The 21,939-nt window shown below is 39.8% G+C and carries 16 protein-coding genes; 8 read left to right on the top strand and 8 right to left on the bottom strand.

Annotated features, from left to right (window positions below):
- The first annotated feature begins 348 nt into the window (after window positions 1–348).
- A complete protein-coding gene (locus HMPREF2573_RS06570) occupies window positions 349–1,953 on the top strand; it encodes a glycosyltransferase family 2 protein (protein WP_065249104.1) in 1,605 nt (534 codons plus the stop codon).
- Window positions 1,950–2,714 (top strand): glycosyltransferase family 25 protein, encoded by a 765-nt coding sequence (locus HMPREF2573_RS06565; protein ID WP_065249105.1) that lies wholly within the window; start codon window positions 1,950–1,952, stop codon window positions 2,712–2,714. Before HMPREF2573_RS06570 ends, HMPREF2573_RS06565 begins: the two co-directional genes overlap by 4 nt.
- 21 nt (window positions 2,715–2,735) lie before the next feature.
- Here the strand turns inward: HMPREF2573_RS06565 and HMPREF2573_RS06560 are convergent, their stop codons facing one another.
- Together HMPREF2573_RS06560 and HMPREF2573_RS06555 are read right to left on the bottom strand one after the other, a co-directional pair.
- Window positions 2,736–3,719, bottom strand: a complete 984-nt coding sequence (locus tag HMPREF2573_RS06560; protein ID WP_070472961.1) for a glycosyltransferase family 4 protein — start codon at window positions 3,717–3,719, stop codon at window positions 2,736–2,738.
- Between the two features lie 2 nt (window positions 3,720–3,721).
- On the bottom strand, window positions 3,722–4,804 hold the full coding sequence (locus tag HMPREF2573_RS06555; RefSeq protein ID WP_003657901.1) for a glycosyltransferase family 4 protein: 1,083 nt from the start codon (window positions 4,802–4,804) through the stop codon (window positions 3,722–3,724).
- A 68-nt stretch (window positions 4,805–4,872) separates the two neighbouring features.
- Here HMPREF2573_RS06555 and HMPREF2573_RS06550 point away from each other — a divergent pair, with 68 nt between their 5' ends.
- Entirely contained in the window at window positions 4,873–5,667 is a 795-nt protein-coding gene (locus HMPREF2573_RS06550) for a glycosyltransferase family 32 protein (protein WP_063454157.1), read from the top strand.
- A gap of 369 nt (window positions 5,668–6,036) precedes the next feature.
- Window positions 6,037–7,902: a lipid A export permease/ATP-binding protein MsbA gene (gene msbA, locus HMPREF2573_RS06545; protein WP_065249107.1), complete on the top strand. Its 1,866-nt coding sequence runs from the start codon at window positions 6,037–6,039 to the stop codon at window positions 7,900–7,902.
- 172 nt (window positions 7,903–8,074) lie between these two features.
- Here msbA and HMPREF2573_RS06540 read toward each other — a convergent pair whose 3' ends face one another.
- Entirely contained in the window at window positions 8,075–8,281 is a 207-nt protein-coding gene (locus HMPREF2573_RS06540; protein WP_003657892.1) for a cold-shock protein, read from the bottom strand.
- A gap of 283 nt (window positions 8,282–8,564) precedes the next feature.
- Here HMPREF2573_RS06540 and aroQ point away from each other — a divergent pair, with 283 nt between their 5' ends.
- A complete protein-coding gene (gene aroQ / locus HMPREF2573_RS06535; RefSeq protein WP_003657890.1) occupies window positions 8,565–9,026 on the top strand; it encodes a type II 3-dehydroquinate dehydratase in 462 nt (153 codons plus the stop codon).
- 80 nt (window positions 9,027–9,106) lie between these two features.
- On the opposite strand, the gene ttcA is transcribed toward aroQ, so the two are convergent.
- The 4 genes from ttcA to ppsA all read right to left on the bottom strand — a co-directional run bounded on the left by ttcA (window position 9,107) and on the right by ppsA (window position 16,756).
- Window positions 9,107–10,240, bottom strand: a complete 1,134-nt coding sequence (ttcA, locus tag HMPREF2573_RS06530) for a tRNA 2-thiocytidine(32) synthetase TtcA (protein WP_003659966.1) — start codon at window positions 10,238–10,240, stop codon at window positions 9,107–9,109.
- Between the two features lie 3 nt (window positions 10,241–10,243).
- Complete coding sequence (gene rlmKL / locus HMPREF2573_RS06525) at window positions 10,244–13,051, bottom strand: bifunctional 23S rRNA (guanine(2069)-N(7))-methyltransferase RlmK/23S rRNA (guanine(2445)-N(2))-methyltransferase RlmL (RefSeq protein WP_065249108.1); 2,808 nt, start codon at window positions 13,049–13,051, stop codon at window positions 10,244–10,246.
- 40 nt (window positions 13,052–13,091) lie between these two features.
- Window positions 13,092–14,243, bottom strand: a complete 1,152-nt coding sequence (locus HMPREF2573_RS06520) for a mechanosensitive ion channel family protein (RefSeq protein WP_070472958.1) — start codon at window positions 14,241–14,243, stop codon at window positions 13,092–13,094.
- Window positions 14,244–14,359: 116 nt separating this feature from the next.
- Complete coding sequence (gene ppsA / locus HMPREF2573_RS06515; protein WP_003659972.1) at window positions 14,360–16,756, bottom strand: phosphoenolpyruvate synthase; 2,397 nt, start codon at window positions 16,754–16,756, stop codon at window positions 14,360–14,362.
- Between the two features lie 300 nt (window positions 16,757–17,056).
- On the opposite strand from ppsA, the gene HMPREF2573_RS06510 reads away from it, so the two are divergent.
- From HMPREF2573_RS06510 to HMPREF2573_RS06500, 3 genes are all read left to right on the top strand, one after another.
- Complete coding sequence (locus tag HMPREF2573_RS06510; RefSeq protein WP_003657882.1) at window positions 17,057–17,923, top strand: posphoenolpyruvate synthetase regulatory kinase/phosphorylase PpsR; 867 nt, start codon at window positions 17,057–17,059, stop codon at window positions 17,921–17,923.
- A 171-nt stretch (window positions 17,924–18,094) separates the two neighbouring features.
- Window positions 18,095–19,663, top strand: a complete 1,569-nt coding sequence (gene sthA, locus HMPREF2573_RS06505; RefSeq protein WP_003671239.1) for a Si-specific NAD(P)(+) transhydrogenase — start codon at window positions 18,095–18,097, stop codon at window positions 19,661–19,663.
- A gap of 183 nt (window positions 19,664–19,846) precedes the next feature.
- Window positions 19,847–20,722, top strand: a complete 876-nt coding sequence (locus HMPREF2573_RS06500; protein ID WP_070472956.1) for a M15 family metallopeptidase — start codon at window positions 19,847–19,849, stop codon at window positions 20,720–20,722.
- 129 nt (window positions 20,723–20,851) lie between these two features.
- Here the strand turns inward: HMPREF2573_RS06500 and HMPREF2573_RS06495 are convergent, their stop codons facing one another.
- Complete coding sequence (locus HMPREF2573_RS06495) at window positions 20,852–21,763, bottom strand: bestrophin family protein (protein WP_003657873.1); 912 nt, start codon at window positions 21,761–21,763, stop codon at window positions 20,852–20,854.
- Window positions 21,764–21,939: the final 176 nt, after the last annotated feature.

Below are 21,939 nucleotides of genomic sequence, written 5' to 3'. Positions count from 1 at the left end.
CTTAATACTGGCAGGCGTATTTTTGTCAATGGTATAGCAGCCGATATAAAAGTCTTGTTTGGGATCTGTTGTTGCTGTCTTGGCTGATGTTGATACAGCAGGTTCATCACCACAAGCCACCAACATGACCATGATAAATACAACATTTGCAAAAAAGATGAGTTTCATTAAATTTTAATACCGTGATTAAATGATCATTCATGTTGCCATGATTGCTTGTCGCTATTGTACCTAGAAATTATATTTTTGGCTAGGTTTAAAATAACTGGAAAAGCAACTTAAAGTTAAGTAAAATAAATTCCCATTGTTCAATGTTTCATCTTCAACCCATTTTCTAAGCTTATTATCATGAATACAGCCAAGCGGTACCGATTATCTGTCGTGATGATTGTCAAAAACGAAGCTGACAATCTTAAGGTTTCTTTGCCTGCCATTGCCGATTGGGTAGATGAAATCATCATTTTAGACAGTGGCAGCACCGATGATGGTCAAAAAATTGCCCAAAGTCATGGGGCAAAATGGCATGTCAATACCGATTGGCAAGGCTTTGGCAGGCAGCGACAGCTTGCCCAAGCTTATACCACAGGCGACTGGATTTTGGCATTGGACGCTGATGAAGTGGTGACACCACAGCTCAAAAACAGCATTTTAAAGGTCATCAAAAACCCCCCTACCGATACGGTTTATGGCATCAAACGGCTTGATTTTGTCTTTGGGCATCAAATTGATAATGCCTTATGGGGGGTTAAGGCCCATTGGCGACTGTATCCCAAAAAGTTTCAATATGACAACAACCTAGTGCATGAATCTGTGATATTAAATGACGCAACAACCAAAAAATTAAGTGGTTTTTTACACCACCACACCGCCCCCACGCCACTGTTTTGGCTAAATAAACGCTTAGATTATGCCAAAGCATGGGCAGATGACAGGCACGCTCAAGGCAAAAAGGGCAAGTTTTATAAAGTTGTGGTTAATCCTTTATGGGCATTTATTAAACAATACCTACTTGACGGTCGATTCTTACAAGGTCGTTATGGGCTGATTTATTCATTATTTTTTACCCAATATACATTTAATAAATATGCTTGTCTGTATGATTTAACCCACAACCAAGCCGAACACGCTTTTTTACATTCTGTGGCGATGGCACAAAACTTAAAACCCATTGATGTTTCACAAAAAAAATCCACGCTGTCATTGGTGATGATTTGTAAAAATGAAAGTAAACATCTAAAAGCATGTCTAGAGACGGTGCATGATATCGTTGATGAAATCATTGTGTTAGACAGTGGCAGTACTGATAACACTCGCCAAATCGCCAAAAGTTATGGGGCAAAATGGCATGTCAATACCGATTGGCAAGGCTTTGGCAAACAGCGACAGCTTGCCCAAGCTTATGCCACAGGCGATTATGTGCTTGCGCTTGATGCGGATGAACGCCTTGACCAACCCTTGCGACAAGCCATTACCGATGTACTCAAAAATCCTGTGCAAACCGATAAAGTATTTAGTGTGGCACGAGTTAATACCTTTTGTGGCATTGAGGTACAACCACGCTGGTGGTATGCCGACAAACTATCACGACTTTATGCACGCCAACATTTTCAATATTCTGATTTAAAAGTCCACGAATCACTCAATCAATATGGCAAGCCAAGCATGGTATTAGATGGTTATCTTAAACATTTAACCAACGACAATTTGCATCATTTTTTATTAAAAAATATCCGATATAGTTACGATTGGGCAAAAGATAAATTCACCCACAACAAAAACACATCACTCATCGCTGGTTTTTTTCGGGCGGTATTTTCTTTTATCCGAGAGTATGTCATTCGTGGCGACTTATTGGGTGGTGCTTATGGCTATATTCTTGCCATGGCATCGATGGGCTATACCCTAGATAAATATATCATACTATGGTGGTTAAACAATAAGGAGAAACCATGATACAAAATTTTGTCATCAGTGTAAAAACTGCCACAAAAAGAAGAGAACATATTATGTGTGAATTTGGCAAACAAGGCATTGCCTTTGAGTTTTTTGATGCAGTAACACCCACTGATATTAGCAAGTACGCCCAAAAGCTTTCAATCCCAATCATCAACAACCAAAGACTCACCGATGGCGAAAAAGCCTGCTTTTTAAGCCATGTAGCACTATGGCAACAGATGATTGATGAAAACTTGGATTATATGGCAATTTTTGAGGACGATGTCTATTTGGGGAATGATGCAGCTTGTTTTATTAAAAATGATTGGCTATATTTTGAGTTTGATATTATAAAACTTGAAACTCAGCATGAATTGGTTCATATTGGCAAAAGTATCCATCACCATGGTAACAGAACGCTCAACCCTCTAAAAAGCACCCATGTCGGCACCGCTGGCTATATTATCAGCCAGTCAGGTGCTAAGCGGCTACTAGAATTTATTAAAAGTATTGATGAATATGAATATTATGCCATTGACCATGTCATGTTTGGTGCTTATCTCTCTAAGGGCAAAGTACTACAGTTATGCCCTGCACTGTGCCAGCAGTCAGACAGTCAGATAAAAAATCTAGAAAGTCAGTTGGAGCAGGATAGAAAAAATCACCAGTATATTTATCATACCAACGAATCGCTATACACCAAACTCAACAAGATAGTCAAACGCTTTTATAGAAGTTTTGGAAAACGATTTTTTTATATTACTGTCGCATTTCGCTGATTAATTAATGACCATAAAATTTTATTCATCTGACATTTTTTGACGAGCTTTAATATTTGATTTTGAAATGGGTCGTGATGGGTTTAGGCTCTCACCTGCCAAAACTTTTTCATAACAGTCTAAATAAGCGTTTGACATAGACAAATGACTAAAATGTCTCTTAGCATGTTCATGGCACGCAAGGCGGTCAAATTGTGCCACATCTTTAAGGGCTTCACTTAAAACCGCATAACTGTCTGACAAAAGCCCCACTTCTTGGGTAACAATATCGGACATTGCCCCAAAAGGTGTGGCAAACACAGGGCAGCCCAAATATAGGCTTTCAATGACTGCAAGCCCAAAAGGCTCATGCCACAACACAGGAAAGATTAACGCTTGTGAGTTGGCAATTAGCTCATTTTTCTTTACTCCGCCAACCATTCCATGAAAATGCAACCGTGAAGATAAATAACAATAGGGATTGCGACGGATATTAAAGCGATTGCCCCCCAAAATATGCAATGGTTTGTTTGCTTGTTTTGCAATGCGTACAGCACCTTGTAAGTTCTTAATACGCCAAGATGCTTTGGCTAAAAAATGGCAGTAATCTTTTGGCTTAAAATTTGGCTCGCCATAATCAGGCCAGTATAATCCATTATGCACATAACAAGTTGCGTGATTATTTTCGGCATGTTTAGAAGACAGATAAATGGTGTTGATTGGAAACTCTTTTTCAACTTCACTGTTACTGTGCTCTGTGCAAACAAAAGGTTTATGTAACTCACCTTCATAAGGAAAGTGAAAATGTACCATATCCGCCCAGTCATCAATTTGCTCATGTAATGGCTTTGACTCATCAAAAACCTGCACATAAGGTGCATGATTGGCATTGGCTTTGAGTAAAAAACGCACCTGATGCCCCAAGGCAGTTTGCCCTTGATACAATGCCCATAATACTCTTTCTGTACCGCCATAATCATTCGGTGGTATCGGCAATGAAGTTAATAATACATGTAAAATTTTCATGGTCAAGCCACCAAATGAAATTGGGTGGGTAGATTCTGTGTTACGCTTGGTTCTTGGTCATGTAGCGACTCACCATTGAGTACTTTATCATAATAGTGAAGATAATTTTGACTCATGACCAAATGATTAAAGTTATCTTGAGCGTATTCATGGCAATGCTTACGATTAAATATGGCGATGTTTTTGATTGCCTCTACCATCTCTGATTTGCTTTGGGTGCTAATGCCCACCTCTGGGATAATCAGCTCTGGCAATGAACCACACCGACTGCCAATGACAGGACAGCCCAAATATAAGCTTTCAATCATCGCAAGCCCAAACGCTTCATAATTAAGTACTGGAAAAAGCAATGCACTTGAATTTTTAATGACCTCATTTTTTTTATCCCCACCAAGCATACCATAAAATGTCAAATCAGCCCCTTGGTAATAATAAGGTTGATACTTGCCTGCTTTATATTTTAAAGAGTAGCGTTTACTGCCGATAACATGTAACGGTCTGCCTGCTTGACGGGCGATGGTAACACTATCTTTGAGATTTTTATCTTTATACTTCGCATTTGCCAAAAAATGTACATAATTTTTTGGCGTATTTAAATTCGGCTGGCCATAATCTGCCCAATACAGCCCATTATGAACATACGCTTGACCACCGCTTCTCTGGGCGTGTAATTTTCCCAAAAAAATGGTATTTTTGGGAAAGCTGGCAGGTGTGATTTGTTGATTGTGTGTGGTGCAGACAAAAGGTGTCGTAATCTCACCACGATATAAAAAATGAAAATGAATGATGTCCGCCCAACCTTCCACCTGTTTTTCAAGGCTGATATTAGGATTAAACACCAAAGCATCAGGGTGCTTATTGTCATGCTTGGTTAAAAATTTAACTTCATGCCCCAAGGCAGTTTGCCCTTGATACAATGCCCATAATACTCTTTCTGTGCCGCCATATTTGGTCGGTGGAATGGGCATGCGAGTGAGTAAAACATGTAATATTTTCATAAATGAGCAGTGCAATAAGCCTAAAATTGACAAATGATAATTTACATCATATATTAACAGAAATTTTTTAAAAAACAATTCAATCATCTTGCAAACCATCATCACTTGGCTTTAAATAATAGCTCAACATTCAGTACAAAAACAGGTATATTATTATGTCTTATCCCAACCAAAATTTACCGATAATTCATGCATTATGGATTGGTGATACACTCGGAAAACTCTCCGCTGCTTGTTTGTCTTCTTTTGTTCAACAAGGGCATCGGGTATGTTTACATGCCTACACACCCATCAGTGATGTGCCATCTGGTATTGATATATGCGATGCTAACTTAATTATTCCCAAAGAAAAAATCATCAAGCATAAAGCCACAGGCAGTTATGCGTTATTTTCTGATATTTTTCGTTATGAGCTATTAAATAAGACAAATCATGGCATCTATGTTGATTGTGATGTGTATTGCTTAAAACCCATAACCATGCCCAATCATGGTTATCTTTTAGGATATGAAGATGATACTAAAATCAACGGAGCAATATTGGCCCTGCCCAAAGAAAGTGAGTTATTACATGCCTTATTAAAATCAGCTTACGACCCCTATTTTGTACCACCATGGTATAAATCTAGAAAACAAAAAATACTTAAAATACGCAAACAATTTGGATTTTCAAGACATGTTGCAAACATGCCATGGGGTGTGATTGGGCCTGATGCCATCACATACTATGCCCAGCACTATCAGATAGCTCATTTTGCCCAAAGTATTGATGTTTTTTATCCCATCCATCATCACTGTATTGGGCATCTATTAAATTCTCGTTTATCTATCAAAGATATTATCACGCCTGACACATTGTGTATTCATCTATATCAAGAAAGACTAAGGCACCTTGACTTATCTTGCCTGCCCCAAAATTGCATTTTAGATAAGATCATCAATTCACACTAAAACAGACCAAATAACCGTCAAGACCTTAAACAAATAGTTAATCTTAAAAATACGCTTAAATTATCATTCATGATTTAAGCGTCAATCGTCTAATTTGTACAATTAGGTACAGTCACCTAATCATATCTATCAATCAATTTGCAGATAAAATTAGCCATTATACCTAAAAATATCCACTTATGATAAAATACCCCAATCAATATGTACCGATAATAAAAAGCCAAGTTAAAACGGTCAATAAATTTAACCAGTGTTTGGTAGATTTTAGTGGGTCAAAATTAGCCATCAGCTTGACCAATCCTACCCATTGATATTAGTATTTAAATTTATAATATTTAATTTATCTTATAAATCCAATTTGGAAAGCCAATGCTACACAACCTTACCTTTGGTCTGTTTTCTAAAAAAGACACCGCAAGTTTTATGCAACTGATGGTTTATGTTAAACCTTATAAAATGCGTATCGTATTTGCTTTACTTGCTATTATTGGAGTGGCATTCACAGAAAGCTATTTAGCAGCATTTATTGCACCGCTTGTTAACCAAGGTTTTGTTTTACCTGACGGTACAGATATGCCCATGCTGATTGGCGATGGTATATTAGAAAAGCTTAAGTATTATGTAGATAGTTTTCAGCATGCCATTTGGGGTACCAAGCATAAAGTTTGGGTTGTTCCGCTATTTTTTATGGGTTTGGTCATTTTTCGTGGTATATGTCGTTTTATCAGTGCTTATCTGATGGCATGGGTAGCCACGACTGCGATTGGTCATCTGCGACAAGATATGTTTGATAAAATGTTGTTATTGCCATCAGAGCAGTACCAAAGTATGTCATCGGGTGAAATGTTGATGAACATGGTACAAATGGTAGAAAATTCTATCAATCATGCCAGCGGTGTTTTTATTGTTTTAACACGAGATACCTTGATTGTCATTGGGCTGGTTTGTGTACTATTTTATTTAAATTGGCAACTTGCCTTACTGATCATGGTCATGTTTCCAATTTTATCGGGGTTATCACGCTATTACCGTAATCGTCTAAAAGGTGTCATTAATAACGCCCAAAAAAGTATCGGTTCTTTAAATACCGTGATTAATGAAACCCATCAAGGTCATCGGGTCATTAAGCTGTTTGGTGGGCAACAACACTCAGCCAATAAATTTAATCAAGTCAATACGCTCATCGTTCAACTTGGCAAAAAAATCAGTCAAGCAGATGCTGCACGCTCTCCCATCAGTGAAGTTGTTGGCTCAACCGCTTTGGCAGTGGTGATATTTTTTGCCTTATGGCAAAGTCAGCAAGGTATGACGACCATTGGCGAATTCATGGCATTTATTGTGGCAATGATGCAAATGTTTGGTCCTATTAAAAATCTTGCTAATATCAGCATACCGATGCAGACAATGTTTCTGGCAGCCGATTCGGTGTGTGCTTTTTTGGATACCAAATCCGAGACCGACCAAGGTACAACCAAGCTTAGCAATGTCCAAGGTTATATTCATTTTAATCATATCAGCGTACAGTATAGTAATGAAACAACCAAAGCTTTGGATGATTTTAATCTTAATATCCGCCCTGGCGAAAAAATCGCTTTTGTTGGGCGATCAGGCTCTGGTAAGACAACTGCCATCAATCTACTACCACGCTTTATCAATCCTGTTGCTGGTGAGATTTTGTTGGATAATATTAATATTCAAGAAGTCCACCTTGCTAATCTAAGAAGCCAGTTTGCCTTAGTCTCTCAAGAGATTTTTTTGTTTGATGATACCTTATTTGAAAATGTGCGTTATTCACGCCCAGCTGCGACCGAAATGGAGGTGATGGCAGCTTTGCAGGCCGCCAATCTCAGCGAACTGGTTCATAAACACCCCAAAGGCATACATCAACCGATCGGTACTAATGGCAGTCTTTTATCAGGAGGTCAGCGTCAGCGGGTATCCATTGCACGCGCCATCTTAAAGGATGCGCCAATTTTGCTACTAGATGAGGCAACCAGCGCGCTTGATAATGAGTCTGAGCGTCTTGTACAGCAAGCACTTGAGCGTCTCATGACAGGACGCACCGGCATCATTGTGGCACACCGCTTAAGCACCATCGAACAAGCTGACCGTATCATCGTCATGGACGGTGGAAAAATCATCGAAGAAGGCTCACATACGGAGCTTTTGGCAAAAGGTGGATATTATGCCATGTTGCACAATACCTCAAATGCGATTTGTGGTCAATCGATTTGATGCATGCTTATTGTATGATTATCCTTGATTAATTATCTCTGCTCAAAAGAAATATTAGTATGCTAATCAATCAGTTGGATAAAAAGCACATGGCAAACTACAAGCTTGCCATGTGCTTTTTTTAATAGTATGGTTGGTATCATCATATGATGATGTTTCATGCTATTATAAATTACAATTTGGTAACTTCTTCAGCCTGTAGACCTTTATCGCCAGTTGTTACAACAAATTCTACCGCTTGACCTTCTTTTAGTGAGCGATAGCCTTCCCCTTGAATTGCACGAAAATGCACAAAAACATCTTCGCCAGTCTCACGCTGAATAAACCCAAACCCTTTGGCGTCATTAAACCACTTTACAACACCTTGTTCTTTAGACATAACAATTTTCCTTAAATGCTCAACAAACTGAGCTACTTCATTACCAAAAGAGGCTGATGGTTTCATCATATCATCAGCCTACCAAAAATCATGATTGATTTTGAAATTTCATCTTAACATTATTTTCATCAAGAACAAAGGCTTAATACAATAAAATTTTATAAATAGTGAACATTTATTTTTAAAATGATTAATTGTGTTAACTCAAAATCTTGTATTTAAACCATTTGCCAAAATTGCTTAAATTGGCTACAATAATTTTTTGGCAAATGCAGTTAACTTTATGACCATTCAAACCACCAAAAAAGTCGCTTTGATTAATGGGCCTAATTTACATCTTTTGGGTATCCGAGAACCTGAAATTTATGGCTCAGTTACTCTGACAGATATCACCAATCGCTTAACATCTCAAGCGATATCACATGGAATTGAGCTAATCGCTTATCAATCAAATCACGAAGGTGCGATTGTCGATTTCATCGGTGAGTGTGGGCTTTTATCATCCGATCCTGTTGACGGTGTTATTATTAACCCTGGGGCTTATACACATACTTCTGTGGCGATTCGTGACGCTTTATCAGCCATGGATAAGCCATTTATCGAGGTGCATTTATCAAATATTCACTCGCGTGAACCTTTTCGTAGTCACTCTTATTTGTCTGATAAAGCAGTTGGTGTTATCTGCGGTTTAGGTGACATGGGTTATACGATGGCAATGGACTGGTTTATCAAGCATCTTAACTAGCTATTTGGTAAAATTTATGTTCAGGGTACTGATAAATTAACAGCCTAATGTAAAAATCAGGCTGTTAATGATCATACCAATTATACCAATGGGTTGATTATAGGGATTTTATACGGCTTATCTTTTTGATCTGTCTTCTGACGCTCATCAGAATTATCGCCTTCTTGCTGAAATTTTGGATTAAAGCTTTGAACCAAAGGATTGATTGGCAGGCCCATTTTATCAAGCTCATCAGTCACACCTGATTGGATATTATCGCCCTCAAATAAACGCTCATCATCATTACGATCAAGCGTTAAATGCTCAAAATCAAATAAATTTCGGTCAGCAAGCTGGCTTGGTGCAACATTTTGCAAGGCTTTAAACATGCTTGCCAAACGCTTGGGGTGGGCATTATCCCACTCACGCAACATATCATTAATCATGGCACGCTGTAGATTTTCTTGTGAGCCACACAAATTACAAGGAATAATGGGGAATTTTTTATAATTGGCATATCTAATAATATCTTTTTCGGCAACATACGCCAGTGGGCGAATGAGTATATTTTGCTTATCATCTGATAGCAGTTTGGGCGGCATGGCTTTTAAACTACCCCCATGAAATAAGTTTAAGAAAAAAGTTGCCAAAATGTCATCACGATGATGACCAAGTGCCACTTTGGTTGCACCAATTTGCTTGGCAAACCCATAAAGTGAACCACGGCGTAGGCGTGAGCAAGCTGAACAATAAGTTTTGCCCTCTGGTACAACAGATTTGACGATACTGTAAGTATCTTTTTCTAGAATATAATAAGGAATGCCTTGCTCTGACAAGTAGCGTGGTAATACTTCTTCGGGGAATCCAGGTTGTTTTTGGTCAAGATTGACCGCCACTACCTCAAAATGAATCGGTGCAATGCGTTTTAAGAATAACAAAATATCCAGCAAAGTGAAGCTGTCTTTACCGCCAGAAATGCACACCATGACAACATCGCCATCTTCAATCATCTTAAAATCACGAATCGCCCAAGAAACCTCTTTTCTTAGCTTTTTTTGTAATTTTTTAAATCGACCAGATGTGATACCATCATCAAGCTCATGAGGCTCATCATCTGGCGGCAATCCATCATCGCCATCTTCTGTCATATGAACGGACTTACCCAAAAGAACATCGGCAATATGTTGCTCGTCGGTGGTTTTTGCTTGAGAATGCTCAATGTGTGAATTTGTCATAATCTACTCTGTTTTAGCTTTTTTCTTAATTGTATATCGTTTTTCGCCTTGCAGATTGGCTTCGGCAAGTTTATCAGTCAAACGCTTGGCTAAATTTTCATCTGCCGATTTTGGATTGACATAAACTCGTTTTATGCTTGGTTGATTTGGCGTATGTTCGCTATGATTTGAACGGCGAGCGTTAGGCGTCGCTCGTTTTGCGGATTTATCAAAATGACCAAAGCGGTCAGTGTGCGATTTTTTGCCATCTTTGCCAAACTTTTGATGAGGTTTTTTATCGGTGCTTTGATTGCGTGTTTTAGTAAAACGCTTGGGCTGATCATGGTTTTTGGGCATGTGATGCTGTGCATTTTGATCCATGGTCTTATTGGTGATAACGGTCATAGATTTGACTGCATTTTTATGGCGAATCTCATAACTGCGATGGATGGGTTTTTTTAGATCAAAATCAAAACCAATGGTTTCATGCGTGATATCTTTGACATCATATCGTGCCATCAAACTTTCGTCAAATTCAAAACGGGTGTAATTATTGCTAAAGTATAAAACACCGTCTGAAGTTAAGCGATTCATCGCACGATTGATTAATGCCACATGATCTCTTTGGACATCAAATGTCCCTTTAAATTTTTTGGAATTAGAAAAAGTTGGCGGATCAATAAAGATAACTTCATATTGCTCGGTATGGTGTTTAATCCATTCAAAAACATCGTGTGCGATGAATTGATACCTCTCACCATCATCATAAAAAGCATCAAGCACCAGACCATTTAAGGCAAAATTTTGTTTTCCCCAATCCAAATAATTGGCAGACAGATCCACACTGGTTACCGATTTTGCACCTGCCAAAGCTGCATGAACAGAAGCCGTACAGGTGTATGAAAATAAATTTAACACTCGCTTGGCACGGCTGGCATCACCGATTTTGGCACGCATATGGCGGTGGTCAATAAATAGTCCTGTGTCCAAATAATCAGTGAAATTAACATAAAAATAAGCACCAAGCTCACGCACCACCCACATTTTTTTGCGTTTGGTGGCGTTATCATTTTTGGTATATTGCTCATTACCCGACTGCTTGGCACGCGTCTTGATAAAAATGGCTTCACGAGATACGCCAAATACTTCTCGAGTAGCTTGCAGAACAAGATTAAAGCGAGTTTTGGCGACATCAGCGGGAATTTGTTTGGGTGGTGCGTATTCTTGTACATGAATTTTATCGCCATAGACATCAATCGCAACATTAAAATTTGGTAGGTCAGCGTCATAGACACGCAGGTTGGTCACGCCTATTTTGGTCGCTTGTCTTTTAAGATTAGATAAATTTTTTTGTAAGCGATTAATAAAATCTTGAGCATCTGGATGGATAATCTCTTGTTTTTGCCACTCAAAAATTAGGGCAGATGGCTCAGACAAGCTCAGCTCACCATGGCGAAAATACACCGTCAAAGCACCATTATGGCAACGCAAAGTCTGGGGACCTATAATTGGTAAAGTATCTGCATGCTCAACATGACTTGCCAAGACCGCTATCGTGGCATCAATCGCTTGTCCTGTATTGGCAGAAACTGACCGCATGGCAGCGGCAATATGCAATCCAAGCCCATGATATAAAGGTTTAATAAAGTCGGTATCCCCCAATCGCTCTCCATAGGGTGGATTGGTGATGATTAAAGGCTTTGAGCAAGTCAAAGTGGATAAAAGCTTAGGCAGCCGATATAAAGCACGCTGGGCCAAGGTGACTTGATCTAATATGGGGCTAAGCCCTGCCGCTATCAGATTTTTATGGCAAGCCTGTACCACATAAGCATCGGCATCGCAGGCAATCACTGTCAAAGGATTGTTTTGCAGATGTGATAAACACGCATGAAATCGCTGTGTGGCATCGGACACCATCTCATCCCACAGTTTATCATCATGATGCTGCCAGCAATAAAATCCAAATTCATCAGCTGCCTTTTCAAGCCCAACAGGATAATCCGCACGCATCAGTAATGCTTCGGTGATGAATGTGCCTGAGCCACACATCGGATCGATGATGGCATCATGAATGCCTTGATGCCAACCGCATTCATACAACAGTGCCGCTGCCAAATTTTCTTTGAGTGGCGCTGCGGTATTAGCAACACGGTAGCCTCTGCGATGTAAACTGACACCCGATAAATCCAAAAAAATTTCGGCAAATTTATGGTTGGCTGTCGCAAAAATCTGAAAATCAGGCTGCTTGGCATCAACATCAGGCCGTGCACCAAAAGCACGATTAAAGGTATCTGCAATGGCATCTTTAATGCGTAAAGTGGCAAATTGTTGATTGACCGATAGGCGTTTGTCAGTCGAAAGACGAATCGCAAAACGATGTTCAAGCCCAAATAAATTTATCCAATCAATACGACTGGCAAATTGATATAATGCCTCAGGCACATCCTCATCCAATACTTCAACAGGTTGGTTGGTTGTAGCTTGCGATAATTTCTGTTTAAAATGATATTCACCAAGCGGCAATAAAACACGGCTGGCCACTCGGCTATATAGGCAAATGTGATAAAATTTTGCCAAATCCACAATGACTGCCACACGCCCTGCACGCAGCACATCGCTTGATAAGCCAAAACTGTTCAGTTCGATTTGCAAGGCAGCCTCAAGACCATCGGCACAAGTCACAATGACTGTAAACTCATTGACATCAAAGTTTTTAAGATCGGCAAAATAAGAAGGTCTGTGCTGAGTCATAAAAGTCCAAATTTTGGTTTGAAATAACAGAGTATTATAGCATAAACCATGATAGCAATTTAAAAAATATGAACCGCCCATGTTCTTAGGCGATTCATATTTTTAGATGTTTTTTGGATATTTAAATTTTTTGTTCATCATCTTCAAATTTAAACCGCTGTGCTTGATCACCATCTGCAGTCATGATCAGCTTCATATAAGGAAATGGCACTTCAATGCCTGATTCATCAAGTGCTCGCTTGATTTTTTCATTGATATTTTCTTTAATGATTGGAATTCTAGCGACCGAAAGTGGTGCTACCCAAAAACGCACAATCAAATAAATACCAGACTCACCAATCTCTGATACTGTCGCAAGTGGTGCAGGATGTTTTAAGACCACTTCATCTTTTTGTAGTGTTTTCATAATCACACTTCTGGCTGCTGTGATGTCTGCGTGTAATCCGATGCGAGTTTTAACATCAAAGCGAATCATTTTTTTGGAAGTTAAATTAACGACCTCGGATGAGGCAACCGTTGAATTTGGAATGATAATAATGATATTATCACGGTCAAGAATTTGGGTAGCTCGCAAGGAGATTTTAACCACACGACCTTCTTTTTCACCCAAGCGAATCCAATCACCAACTTGAAACGACTGTTCAACCAAAATCACGACACCAGCGATAAAATTAGCAAGGGTGCTTTGAGATGCCCAGCCAACCGCAAGACCAGCAATCCCCAAACCTGCCACGATGGAAAATATATCAAAGCCAAATTTTGCCATGACTGTGGCAAAAGCAAGTGCCAGTATCATGACCAGTAACAGGTTTTTTAAAAGCTGTTCAATGGAAGCATTCAAATCATAATGCTTTAGTACACTGCTGACCATTTGACCACTCAACGCCCAAAGCACATAATAAAAACCCGCCCATGTTGCTGCTTTGGCTGTGGCTGTGACAGTTTTATCAGTGATGCCAATTTGTGACATGACCGCAAGCAAGCTGGTCATAAACCATAAATATCGCAAAGTCGCACGAGCGATACGCGCATAGCGATAAGGCAGACCAAATAATTTGCGTACAGTTTTGACGGTATAAACCAAAAACCAATAGATAAATCCCACCAGCAGAAGTAAAATGATGATTTTAATGCCGCTACTTAATATCGATAAGCCGATGTGTGCTAAGGTTAGCTTTTGATCATCCAACGATCCGCCAAACAGTTGGTAGATATTTTGGTATAGCTCTTTTAAAATTCTTTCAAAAAATTCAGCGATTTTTGGTGTCGTCATGACGAATATCGTACGGCTTATGAATAAAGTTAAATACAATAAAATACAATCAAGCAGGAAAAATAAGCACAAAACCCTTAAGGTAACATACCTCAAGGGTGTGAAATTAGATGAATTTATGCGTAATCGTCTGCTGGTTGGTTATTTTTATCTGCCAAAAAGAACCAAGTATCAAGCACTGAATCTGGATTTAAAGAAACCGAGTCAATACCTTGCTCCATCAGCCAATAGGCCAAATCGGCATGGTCTGAGGGGCCTTGACCGCAGATACCCACATATTTACCAGCCTTATTACAGGCATCAATCGCTAGGCTTAGCATTTTTTTGACAGCAGGATCACGCTCATCAAATAAATGCGACACAATACCAGAATCACGATCAAGACCTAATGTCAGCTGAGTTAAATCATTTGATCCAATTGAAAAGCCATCAAAATATTTTAAAAATTCATCGGCAAGCACTGCATTGGTTGGCAACTCACACATCATGATAATTTCAAGCTCATTATCGCCACGCTTTAAGCCATTTTTTTCAAGTAGTTCAATCACTTGCTTGGCTTCGCCTGTCGTGCGTACAAATGGAATCATAATTTTAACATTGGTCAAGCCCATGTCATCACGCACATATTTTAACGCACGGCATTCAAGTTCAAAGCAGTCACGGAAATTGTCTGACACATAACGGCTTGCCCCACGAAAACCAAGCATTGGGTTTTCTTCTGAAGGTTCATACAGCTTACCACCAATTAAATTGGCATACTCATTTGACTTAAAGTCACTCATACGCACAATCACAGGCTTATCACGGAATGCTACCGCCAAAGTTGAGATGCCTTCAATCAATTTATTGATATAAAATTCCACAGGAGAATTATAGCCTGCCATCCGTTCTTGAACGGCTTGCACGGTTTCTTGTGGTAGCGTATCAAGGTTTAATAAAGCTTTTGGATGTACGCCAATCATGCGATTGATGATGAATTCAAGTCGAGCCAAACCCACGCCTTGGTTGGGAATCTGTGCAAAGCCAAAGGCACGGTCGGGGTTACCCACATTCATCATAATCTTAAAGGCAAGTTCGGGCATGGTGCTGATTGAATTACGCTGAACTTCATAATCCAAAATGCCTTCATAAATAAAGCCAGTATCGCCCTCTGCACAAGAAACTGTCACCTCATGACCATCAACCAAAACTTCGGTTGCATTGCCTGAACCAACAATCGCAGGCACGCCCAATTCTCGTGCGATAATGGCAGCATGGCAAGTGCGTCCGCCACGGTTGGTGATAATCGCACTGGCACGCTTCATCACAGGTTCCCAGTCAGGGTCCGTCATATCAGAGACCAGCACATCGCCATCTTGCACTTTGCTCATTTCAGTTAAGTTGGTCACGATGCGTACTTTACCACTGCCGACACGCTGACCAATTGAACGCCCTTCTGTCAAGACTTTAGCACCTTTTGAGTTGATGACATAGCGTTCCATGTGGTTTTTGTCTTGACGAGATTTAACTGTCTCAGGACGAGCTTGTACGATAAAGATTTCACCACTATCGCCATCTTTTGCCCATTCAATATCCATCGGACAACCGTAATGTTTTTCAATAATCATGGCTTGTTTGGCAAGGCGGGTTAGCTCTTCACTGCTTAAAGCAAATTGATGACGCTCAGCTTTATCAACATCGACAATTTTGGTCGATTTGGTGGTACTGCCTTCATCGCCATAAATCATTTTCTTTTGTTTAGAACCCAAATTACGGCGTATAACTGCAGGGCGATTTTGTTCAAGCAATACTTTTGATAAATAAAATTCATCCGGATTGACCGCCCCTTGGACGACCATCTCGCCTAAGCCATAGCTTGCTGTGATAAACACCACTTCATTAAAGCCTGACTCAGTGTCAAGCGTAAACATGACGCCAGAAGTACCCGTTTCTGAACGCACCATACGCTGAATGCCTGCGGACAACGCCACGCCTGCATGCTCAAAGCCTTTATGCACACGATAGGCAATCGCACGATCATTATAAAGACTGGCAAAGACCTCTTTGATGGCGATAAGCACATTATCAATACCACGAATGTTCAAAAAGGTTTCTTGTTGACCTGCAAAAGAGGCGTCGGGCAAATCCTCAGCCGTGGCTGACGAGCGTACAGCAACGGCGATATCTTCACCTTTGGATAATTCTGCAAAAGCGGTACGAATTTCATTTTCTAAATCTTTTGGTAGCTCTTGTTCGATAATCCAGCTACGGATTTTGGCACCTATTTGGGTTAATAAATCCACATCATCGACATCCAAACCCTTAAGTTCGGTATTGATTTTATCAAGCAAGCCTGTTTCATTCAAAAAGCGGTTAAACGCATCTGCCGTGGTTGCAAAACCATTAGGCACATTAACGCCCAAGCCGCCCAAATGGCTAATCATCTCGCCCAATGAGGCATTTTTACCGCCGACAATGTCAACATCATTTTTACCAAGTTGATTAAAGGTAATGACTTGGACTTGCTTGTTCATAGTTAGCTCCGATTGGTGAACAAAAACTTTGGCATGATGTTACCCACGCCTTTGTCAAAGAAATGATACCAAAGATTTTTGGGATATTTTTAGCGATTATAGCGATAAATGTGCCATTTCTCAATCAATTTATCTATTTATTCATAATAAAAATATACCCATCAATGATAAAAATAATGTCTCTAATAATATCTCTAAATGACAGCCACGCTCTTTAAAGTTCATCTGCCCATGGCGTGCAAAATTGCTTTTTTATGTTATAATCAAACACTTATTTTGGTTTAATGATGAAGTACTGACATGTATGTCCACACGCCCACACCTGCTCAACAAGAAAAACAGTCAAATATCCGAAGTGCTTTTTTTATTTCTGATGGGACAGCGATCACCGCTGAAACCTTGGGAAAATCATTGCTAAGTCAGTTTAGCGATGTGGAATTTGACATTCAGGTCATTCCTTATGTTGATACGCCACTTTTAGCGCGTGAAGCCGTTCAACGCATTAATAACGCTTATCAATCCAGCAATCTACGCCCTTTGGTATTTGATACCATTGTCTCGGATGATATTCGTGAAATTATCAATGCTGCCGATGCACACAATTTAGACATCTATGAAGGTTTAATCAATCGTATCGCCACCGAAATCAACCACAAACCCAACCCTCATACTGGCATGGCACATAGCAGAGTTGATTCAGATGATTATAAGGCACGCATTGATGCGGTGCATTTTGCGCTTGATAATGATGATGGGGCTCGTACCAACCACTATGATGGTGCTGATATTATTTTGATTGGTTTATCACGCTCAGGCAAAACACCAACTTCTTTATACTTAGCACTACAATATGGCATCCGTGCCGCCAACTACCCTTTAACTGAAGAAGACTTAGACACCAGTCAATTGCCAAGAGTGCTAAAACCATATCACCATAAACTTTTTGGTTTGACCATTGATACAGAACGCCTAGTACGCATCCGCCAAGAACGCAAAGCTGGTAGTCGCTATGCAAGTTTGGCACAATGTCAAGAAGAACAAAGGGCCATTCAAGCCATTTATAGTCACCAAAAAATCCCCAGTTTGAATGTCTCTGAAATGTCTGTTGAGGAGATTGCCACCCGTATTTTACAAATTACAGGCCTAAAGCGGCGGATTGGTGTTTAAGCATTGGCATAAATTGATGGTTCATCATTTAAGCCAACTGTGTCAAAAGCTTCTGATTATTTGACTTATCGTCTCAATTTAGCTTGATCGCTTAATGGACTTACCACCAAAACGCACTCGCCAGACATTTAGGATCGTTGCAACCAACAAAACCATGATTAAGGATTATTTATGTCAAAAAAACCCAAAACCACCCAAGATACCGACCCAGTCGCCTTGATTGAAACCGCTCCACAAACAAAAAAATCTCAAACTTTTGAGCATGTAGAGAACGATCAAACCCATCCTAGTCTCATCAGTCCTTTAGATGGTCGGCGTGTGGGTTTGGATCGCTCCAATAAAAACAAAATAAAGCACAATTATGAATATGATGCCATCGTCATTGGTGCAGGCCCTGCTGGTGAAGCGGCTGCAATGAAACTTGCTAAGTCTGGGCATCGTGTTGCCGTCATCGATCCGCGTGACCAAGTCGGTGGTAATTGTGCACATGTTGGTACTATTCCAAGTAAGGCACTGCGTCAGTCTGTTTTTAATATTATTAACTTTCGCCGAGATCCTTTGTTTAAACAAAATAAAGATAGCTATCAAGTTCCACTAAGTAAAGTCTTAAGTCGTGCGCGTGAAGTTATCCGTCATCAGGTCAATACGCATAAGCTTTTTTATGAGCGTAACCAAATTCAAGTCATTCATGGTTGGGGCAGTTTTATTGATGCACATACGCTAGAGGTGTACATCAATGATCAGGAGCCTACCAAAACCATTACCTTTAATCAGGCAATCATTGCGGTTGGTTCTCGTCCTTATCGCCCTGAGATTTTAGATTTCGATCATCCACGCGTCTTTGACTCTGATAAAATCCTACAAATGGATTATATTGCCCGCAAAATCATCATCTATGGTGCTGGTGTCATTGGCTGTGAGTATGCCTCTATTTTTACAGGTTTAGGCTATGTGGTTGATTTAATTAATAATAAAGATCAGCTTTTGAGCTACTTAGATAAAGAAATTTCTGATGCACTAAGCCATGACTTCCGTCAATTTGGCGTACGCATTCGTAACCACGAAGAAATCGATCACCTTGAAACGCATGATGACTGCGTGGTATTACATCTAAAAAGCGGTAAAAAAATCAAAGCCGACGCGATCTTATGGTGTAATGGCCGCTCGGGTAATACCGATAGCCTAAACCTAGAAGCGGTTGGGCTTACCGCAAATAGCCGTGGTCAGCTTGAAGTGGACAAAACCTACCGTACCAGCATACCACATATTTATGCTGTGGGCGATGTCATCGGCTGGCCATCATTGGCTTCGGCAGCCTACGACCAAGGGCGTAATGCAGCAGGGTTTATGGTAGGTGATGAAGATGCTGAGTTTGTCAATAGCGTCCCAACTGGCATTTATACCATTCCTGAAATCTCAAGCATTGGTAAAACTGAAGCTGAGCTGACCGCCGAAAAAACACCTTATGAAGTTGGGCAGGCTTTTTTTAAGCACTTGGCACGCTCACAGATTATTGGCGAGCGTTCAGGTGTCTTAAAAATCCTATTTCACCGTGAAACACTTGAGCTTCTTGGTATCCATTGCTATGGTAACCATGCTTCTGAAATTATTCATATTGGGCAGGCAGTCATGAAATGTGGTCATACGCTTGAATATTTTATCAATACCACATTTAATTATCCAACCATGGCAGAGGCCTATCGTGTTGCTGCCTTAAATGGGATGAACCGAATTTTTTAGTTGGCATGTTCCATACCAATTAAACTAAACATTAATCAAACCAAAAATGACTGATGAATACATCAGCTGTTTTTGGTTTTAATCACTTTTTATTTGATTGTGGCTTTGTCTTTATAATCTGATATTTTATAAGATGAATTTAATAAATTAAGTCAAGATGGCTAGATTTTTTGCTGAATAATAATGTCTATTGAAAATATTTTAATAAAACAATTAAAAAAATACAGTTGGATTTTACTGATTTTTGTTTTATCAGAGATGACAGCTTTTGGTCATCAAAAAGAGATATCGAATATCATAAATAACGATACCGCCAATGTATCAACACAACCATCGAAAAATCACTCAAATCAAGCTTGGTTAGATGACCAACAAGAAGTTCATGGAGTCTTTGATCAAAGTTCAACCAAACTGAAGTCCATTCCAAAAAAATACACCCCAAAGCCCGAAAAAATCCATCCTGAAGTTTATAACTCTTTGATCGATATGATTGATAAGGCACAAAAGGATAATATTAAACTTAGCGTCGTATCAGCATTTCGTTCTTATCAAAGACAAAAGCAAATTTGGGAGAATAAATGGGGAAATCGCCCAAATGATGATATTAATCATGCCAAAAATATCCTAAAATGGTCTGCTTTTCCAGGCACCAGTCGCCATCATTGGGGGACTGATGTGGATTTTAATAGTGTGGAAACGGCCTATTGGAAATCAAAAGAAGGTGTAAAGGTTTATAATTGGCTGCAAAATAATGCACCCAAATATGGATTTTGTCAAACTTATGACGATGGTAGACAACATGGATATAATTCTGAACCTTGGCATTGGTCATATATGCCAGTCGCTGATAGGTATCTTGCTCAAATCAGTAATCCTGCGGTTTTAGAGGTTGTATTAAACCAAGGCGTCAAGGGTTCTGAAGCAGTTCGACAATCAGGGGATTTAATGAATTATGTGACCAGTGTTAACGCTTGCCAAGTCACATATCCACACAATCAACAGCAAAATATACAAACTCCTCAAGATCTCCCGCCAAATGATACCAATCAGTCAGAGTAACTCTCAGATCCAAATCCGCCAGCACTAACCAAGCCATCCTTAGGATCTGCTCTATATCTCTCATAAGGGTCATAAGATTGCACCAAATACTAAGGATAATCTTTCAGAACCCAAATAATAAGCAAAAAATTAGCTCATATTAAAATTCTTATCAATCTCCCACGGCTTAGGCAGTGGCTTATCCATCAGCATCAAGGTTTCACGCTCAATCATTCTCACCATCATATCAAGTGCCAAATCATGATGGTCAAAGCCAAAAGGCTCTTCTAGTTGCCGTGCCAGCTCGTCTAGCCCAAGCAATAAATAAGAAATAAACCCAACCAATAACGGTGTCCAAAAACCCATGACGGCTTGCAAACCAAACGGCAGAGCCCAACAAAAACAATATACCGCCCGATGCAGTAGTGCTGAGTAAGGAAATGGCAATGGCGTGCTATGAATACGATCGCAGCCCGCTTGGATGCCCCCCATTTCAATCACATGTTTTTGGATTGTCATATAAATGACATCACTCATTTGACCTTGCTGAACTAATTTTATTAATTGTTGCTGCATCGCCTCCAAAACTCGTTGCGGTGCATTGATCTGTTGATCAAGCCAATCCAAATAATGGTCATCAATCTTCGTGTAGCCAAACTGTGATCGCTGAATATTTTGTCCACGCAACCGATCACGAAGTATCGCCACAAATAGTAGCATCTGATACAGTAGTGATTCTCGCTCATTTGGTGCTAAAAAATGGCTATCACGGCTTAGATGACGCGTATTAGCAACCAAAGCACCCCAAAGCTTACGACCCTCCCACCATCGATCATAGCAAGCATTATTACGAAATCCCAAAAAAATAGAGATGATGACACCAAACATCGTAAAGCCAACCGCAGGCACGGTGGCAATATAATACCACTGAAACTGTGCCACAAAACCAGCGATGAAAGACAGTACCATGATACCTAATATCGTTGGCAACACTTTGGGTAGCACTGTGCCACGCCATGCAAATAGTAGTTTGAAACTGTTTGATTTATCTCGGACAATCATAAAATACCCCAAAGTACAAGATGGCAATCAAGTTAAAATAAGGCAAGATATCAGTTAAACCCAAGCAAATACGAATAGGCATCTGACATGGATTTAAAAAGTTTTAAATAAAAAACCCCAAGCCATCGTTGACTTGGGGTTATAAAAAATGGCGCAGCGGACGGGGCTCGAACCCG

Source organism: Moraxella sp. HMSC061H09 (assembly GCF_001809255.1).
GTDB classification, from domain to species: Bacteria; Pseudomonadota; Gammaproteobacteria; order Pseudomonadales; family Moraxellaceae; genus Moraxella; species Moraxella catarrhalis.
The sequence above is the reverse complement of the archived record's forward strand: the minus strand, read 5'-3'. Positions and strand labels throughout refer to the sequence as shown.

Coding starts and splice junctions, on each gene's coding strand:
- HMPREF2573_RS06520 (WP_070472958.1), bottom strand. CDS start 14,243: ATGACGACACCAAAAATCGCTGAATTTTTTGAAAGAATTTTAAAAGAG.
- HMPREF2573_RS06510 (WP_003657882.1), top strand. CDS start 17,057: ATGTATGTCCACACGCCCACACCTGCTCAACAAGAAAAACAGTCAAAT.
- msbA (WP_065249107.1), top strand. CDS start 6,037: ATGCTACACAACCTTACCTTTGGTCTGTTTTCTAAAAAAGACACCGCA.
- HMPREF2573_RS06500 (WP_070472956.1), top strand. CDS start 19,847: ATGTCTATTGAAAATATTTTAATAAAACAATTAAAAAAATACAGTTGG.
- aroQ (WP_003657890.1), top strand. CDS start 8,565: ATGACCATTCAAACCACCAAAAAAGTCGCTTTGATTAATGGGCCTAAT.
- HMPREF2573_RS06560 (WP_070472961.1), bottom strand. CDS start 3,719: ATGAAAATTTTACATGTATTATTAACTTCATTGCCGATACCACCGAAT.
- ppsA (WP_003659972.1), bottom strand. CDS start 16,756: ATGAACAAGCAAGTCCAAGTCATTACCTTTAATCAACTTGGTAAAAAT.
- HMPREF2573_RS06550 (WP_063454157.1), top strand. CDS start 4,873: ATGTCTTATCCCAACCAAAATTTACCGATAATTCATGCATTATGGATT.
- rlmKL (WP_065249108.1), bottom strand. CDS start 13,051: ATGGGCGGTTCATATTTTTTAAATTGCTATCATGGTTTATGCTATAAT.
- HMPREF2573_RS06565 (WP_065249105.1), top strand. CDS start 1,950: ATGATACAAAATTTTGTCATCAGTGTAAAAACTGCCACAAAAAGAAGA.
- HMPREF2573_RS06570 (WP_065249104.1), top strand. CDS start 349: ATGAATACAGCCAAGCGGTACCGATTATCTGTCGTGATGATTGTCAAA.
- HMPREF2573_RS06555 (WP_003657901.1), bottom strand. CDS start 4,804: ATGATTGAATTGTTTTTTAAAAAATTTCTGTTAATATATGATGTAAAT.
- ttcA (WP_003659966.1), bottom strand. CDS start 10,240: ATGACAAATTCACACATTGAGCATTCTCAAGCAAAAACCACCGACGAG.
- HMPREF2573_RS06495 (WP_003657873.1), bottom strand. CDS start 21,763: ATGATTGTCCGAGATAAATCAAACAGTTTCAAACTACTATTTGCATGG.
- HMPREF2573_RS06540 (WP_003657892.1), bottom strand. CDS start 8,281: ATGTCTAAAGAACAAGGTGTTGTAAAGTGGTTTAATGACGCCAAAGGG.
- sthA (WP_003671239.1), top strand. CDS start 18,095: ATGTCAAAAAAACCCAAAACCACCCAAGATACCGACCCAGTCGCCTTG.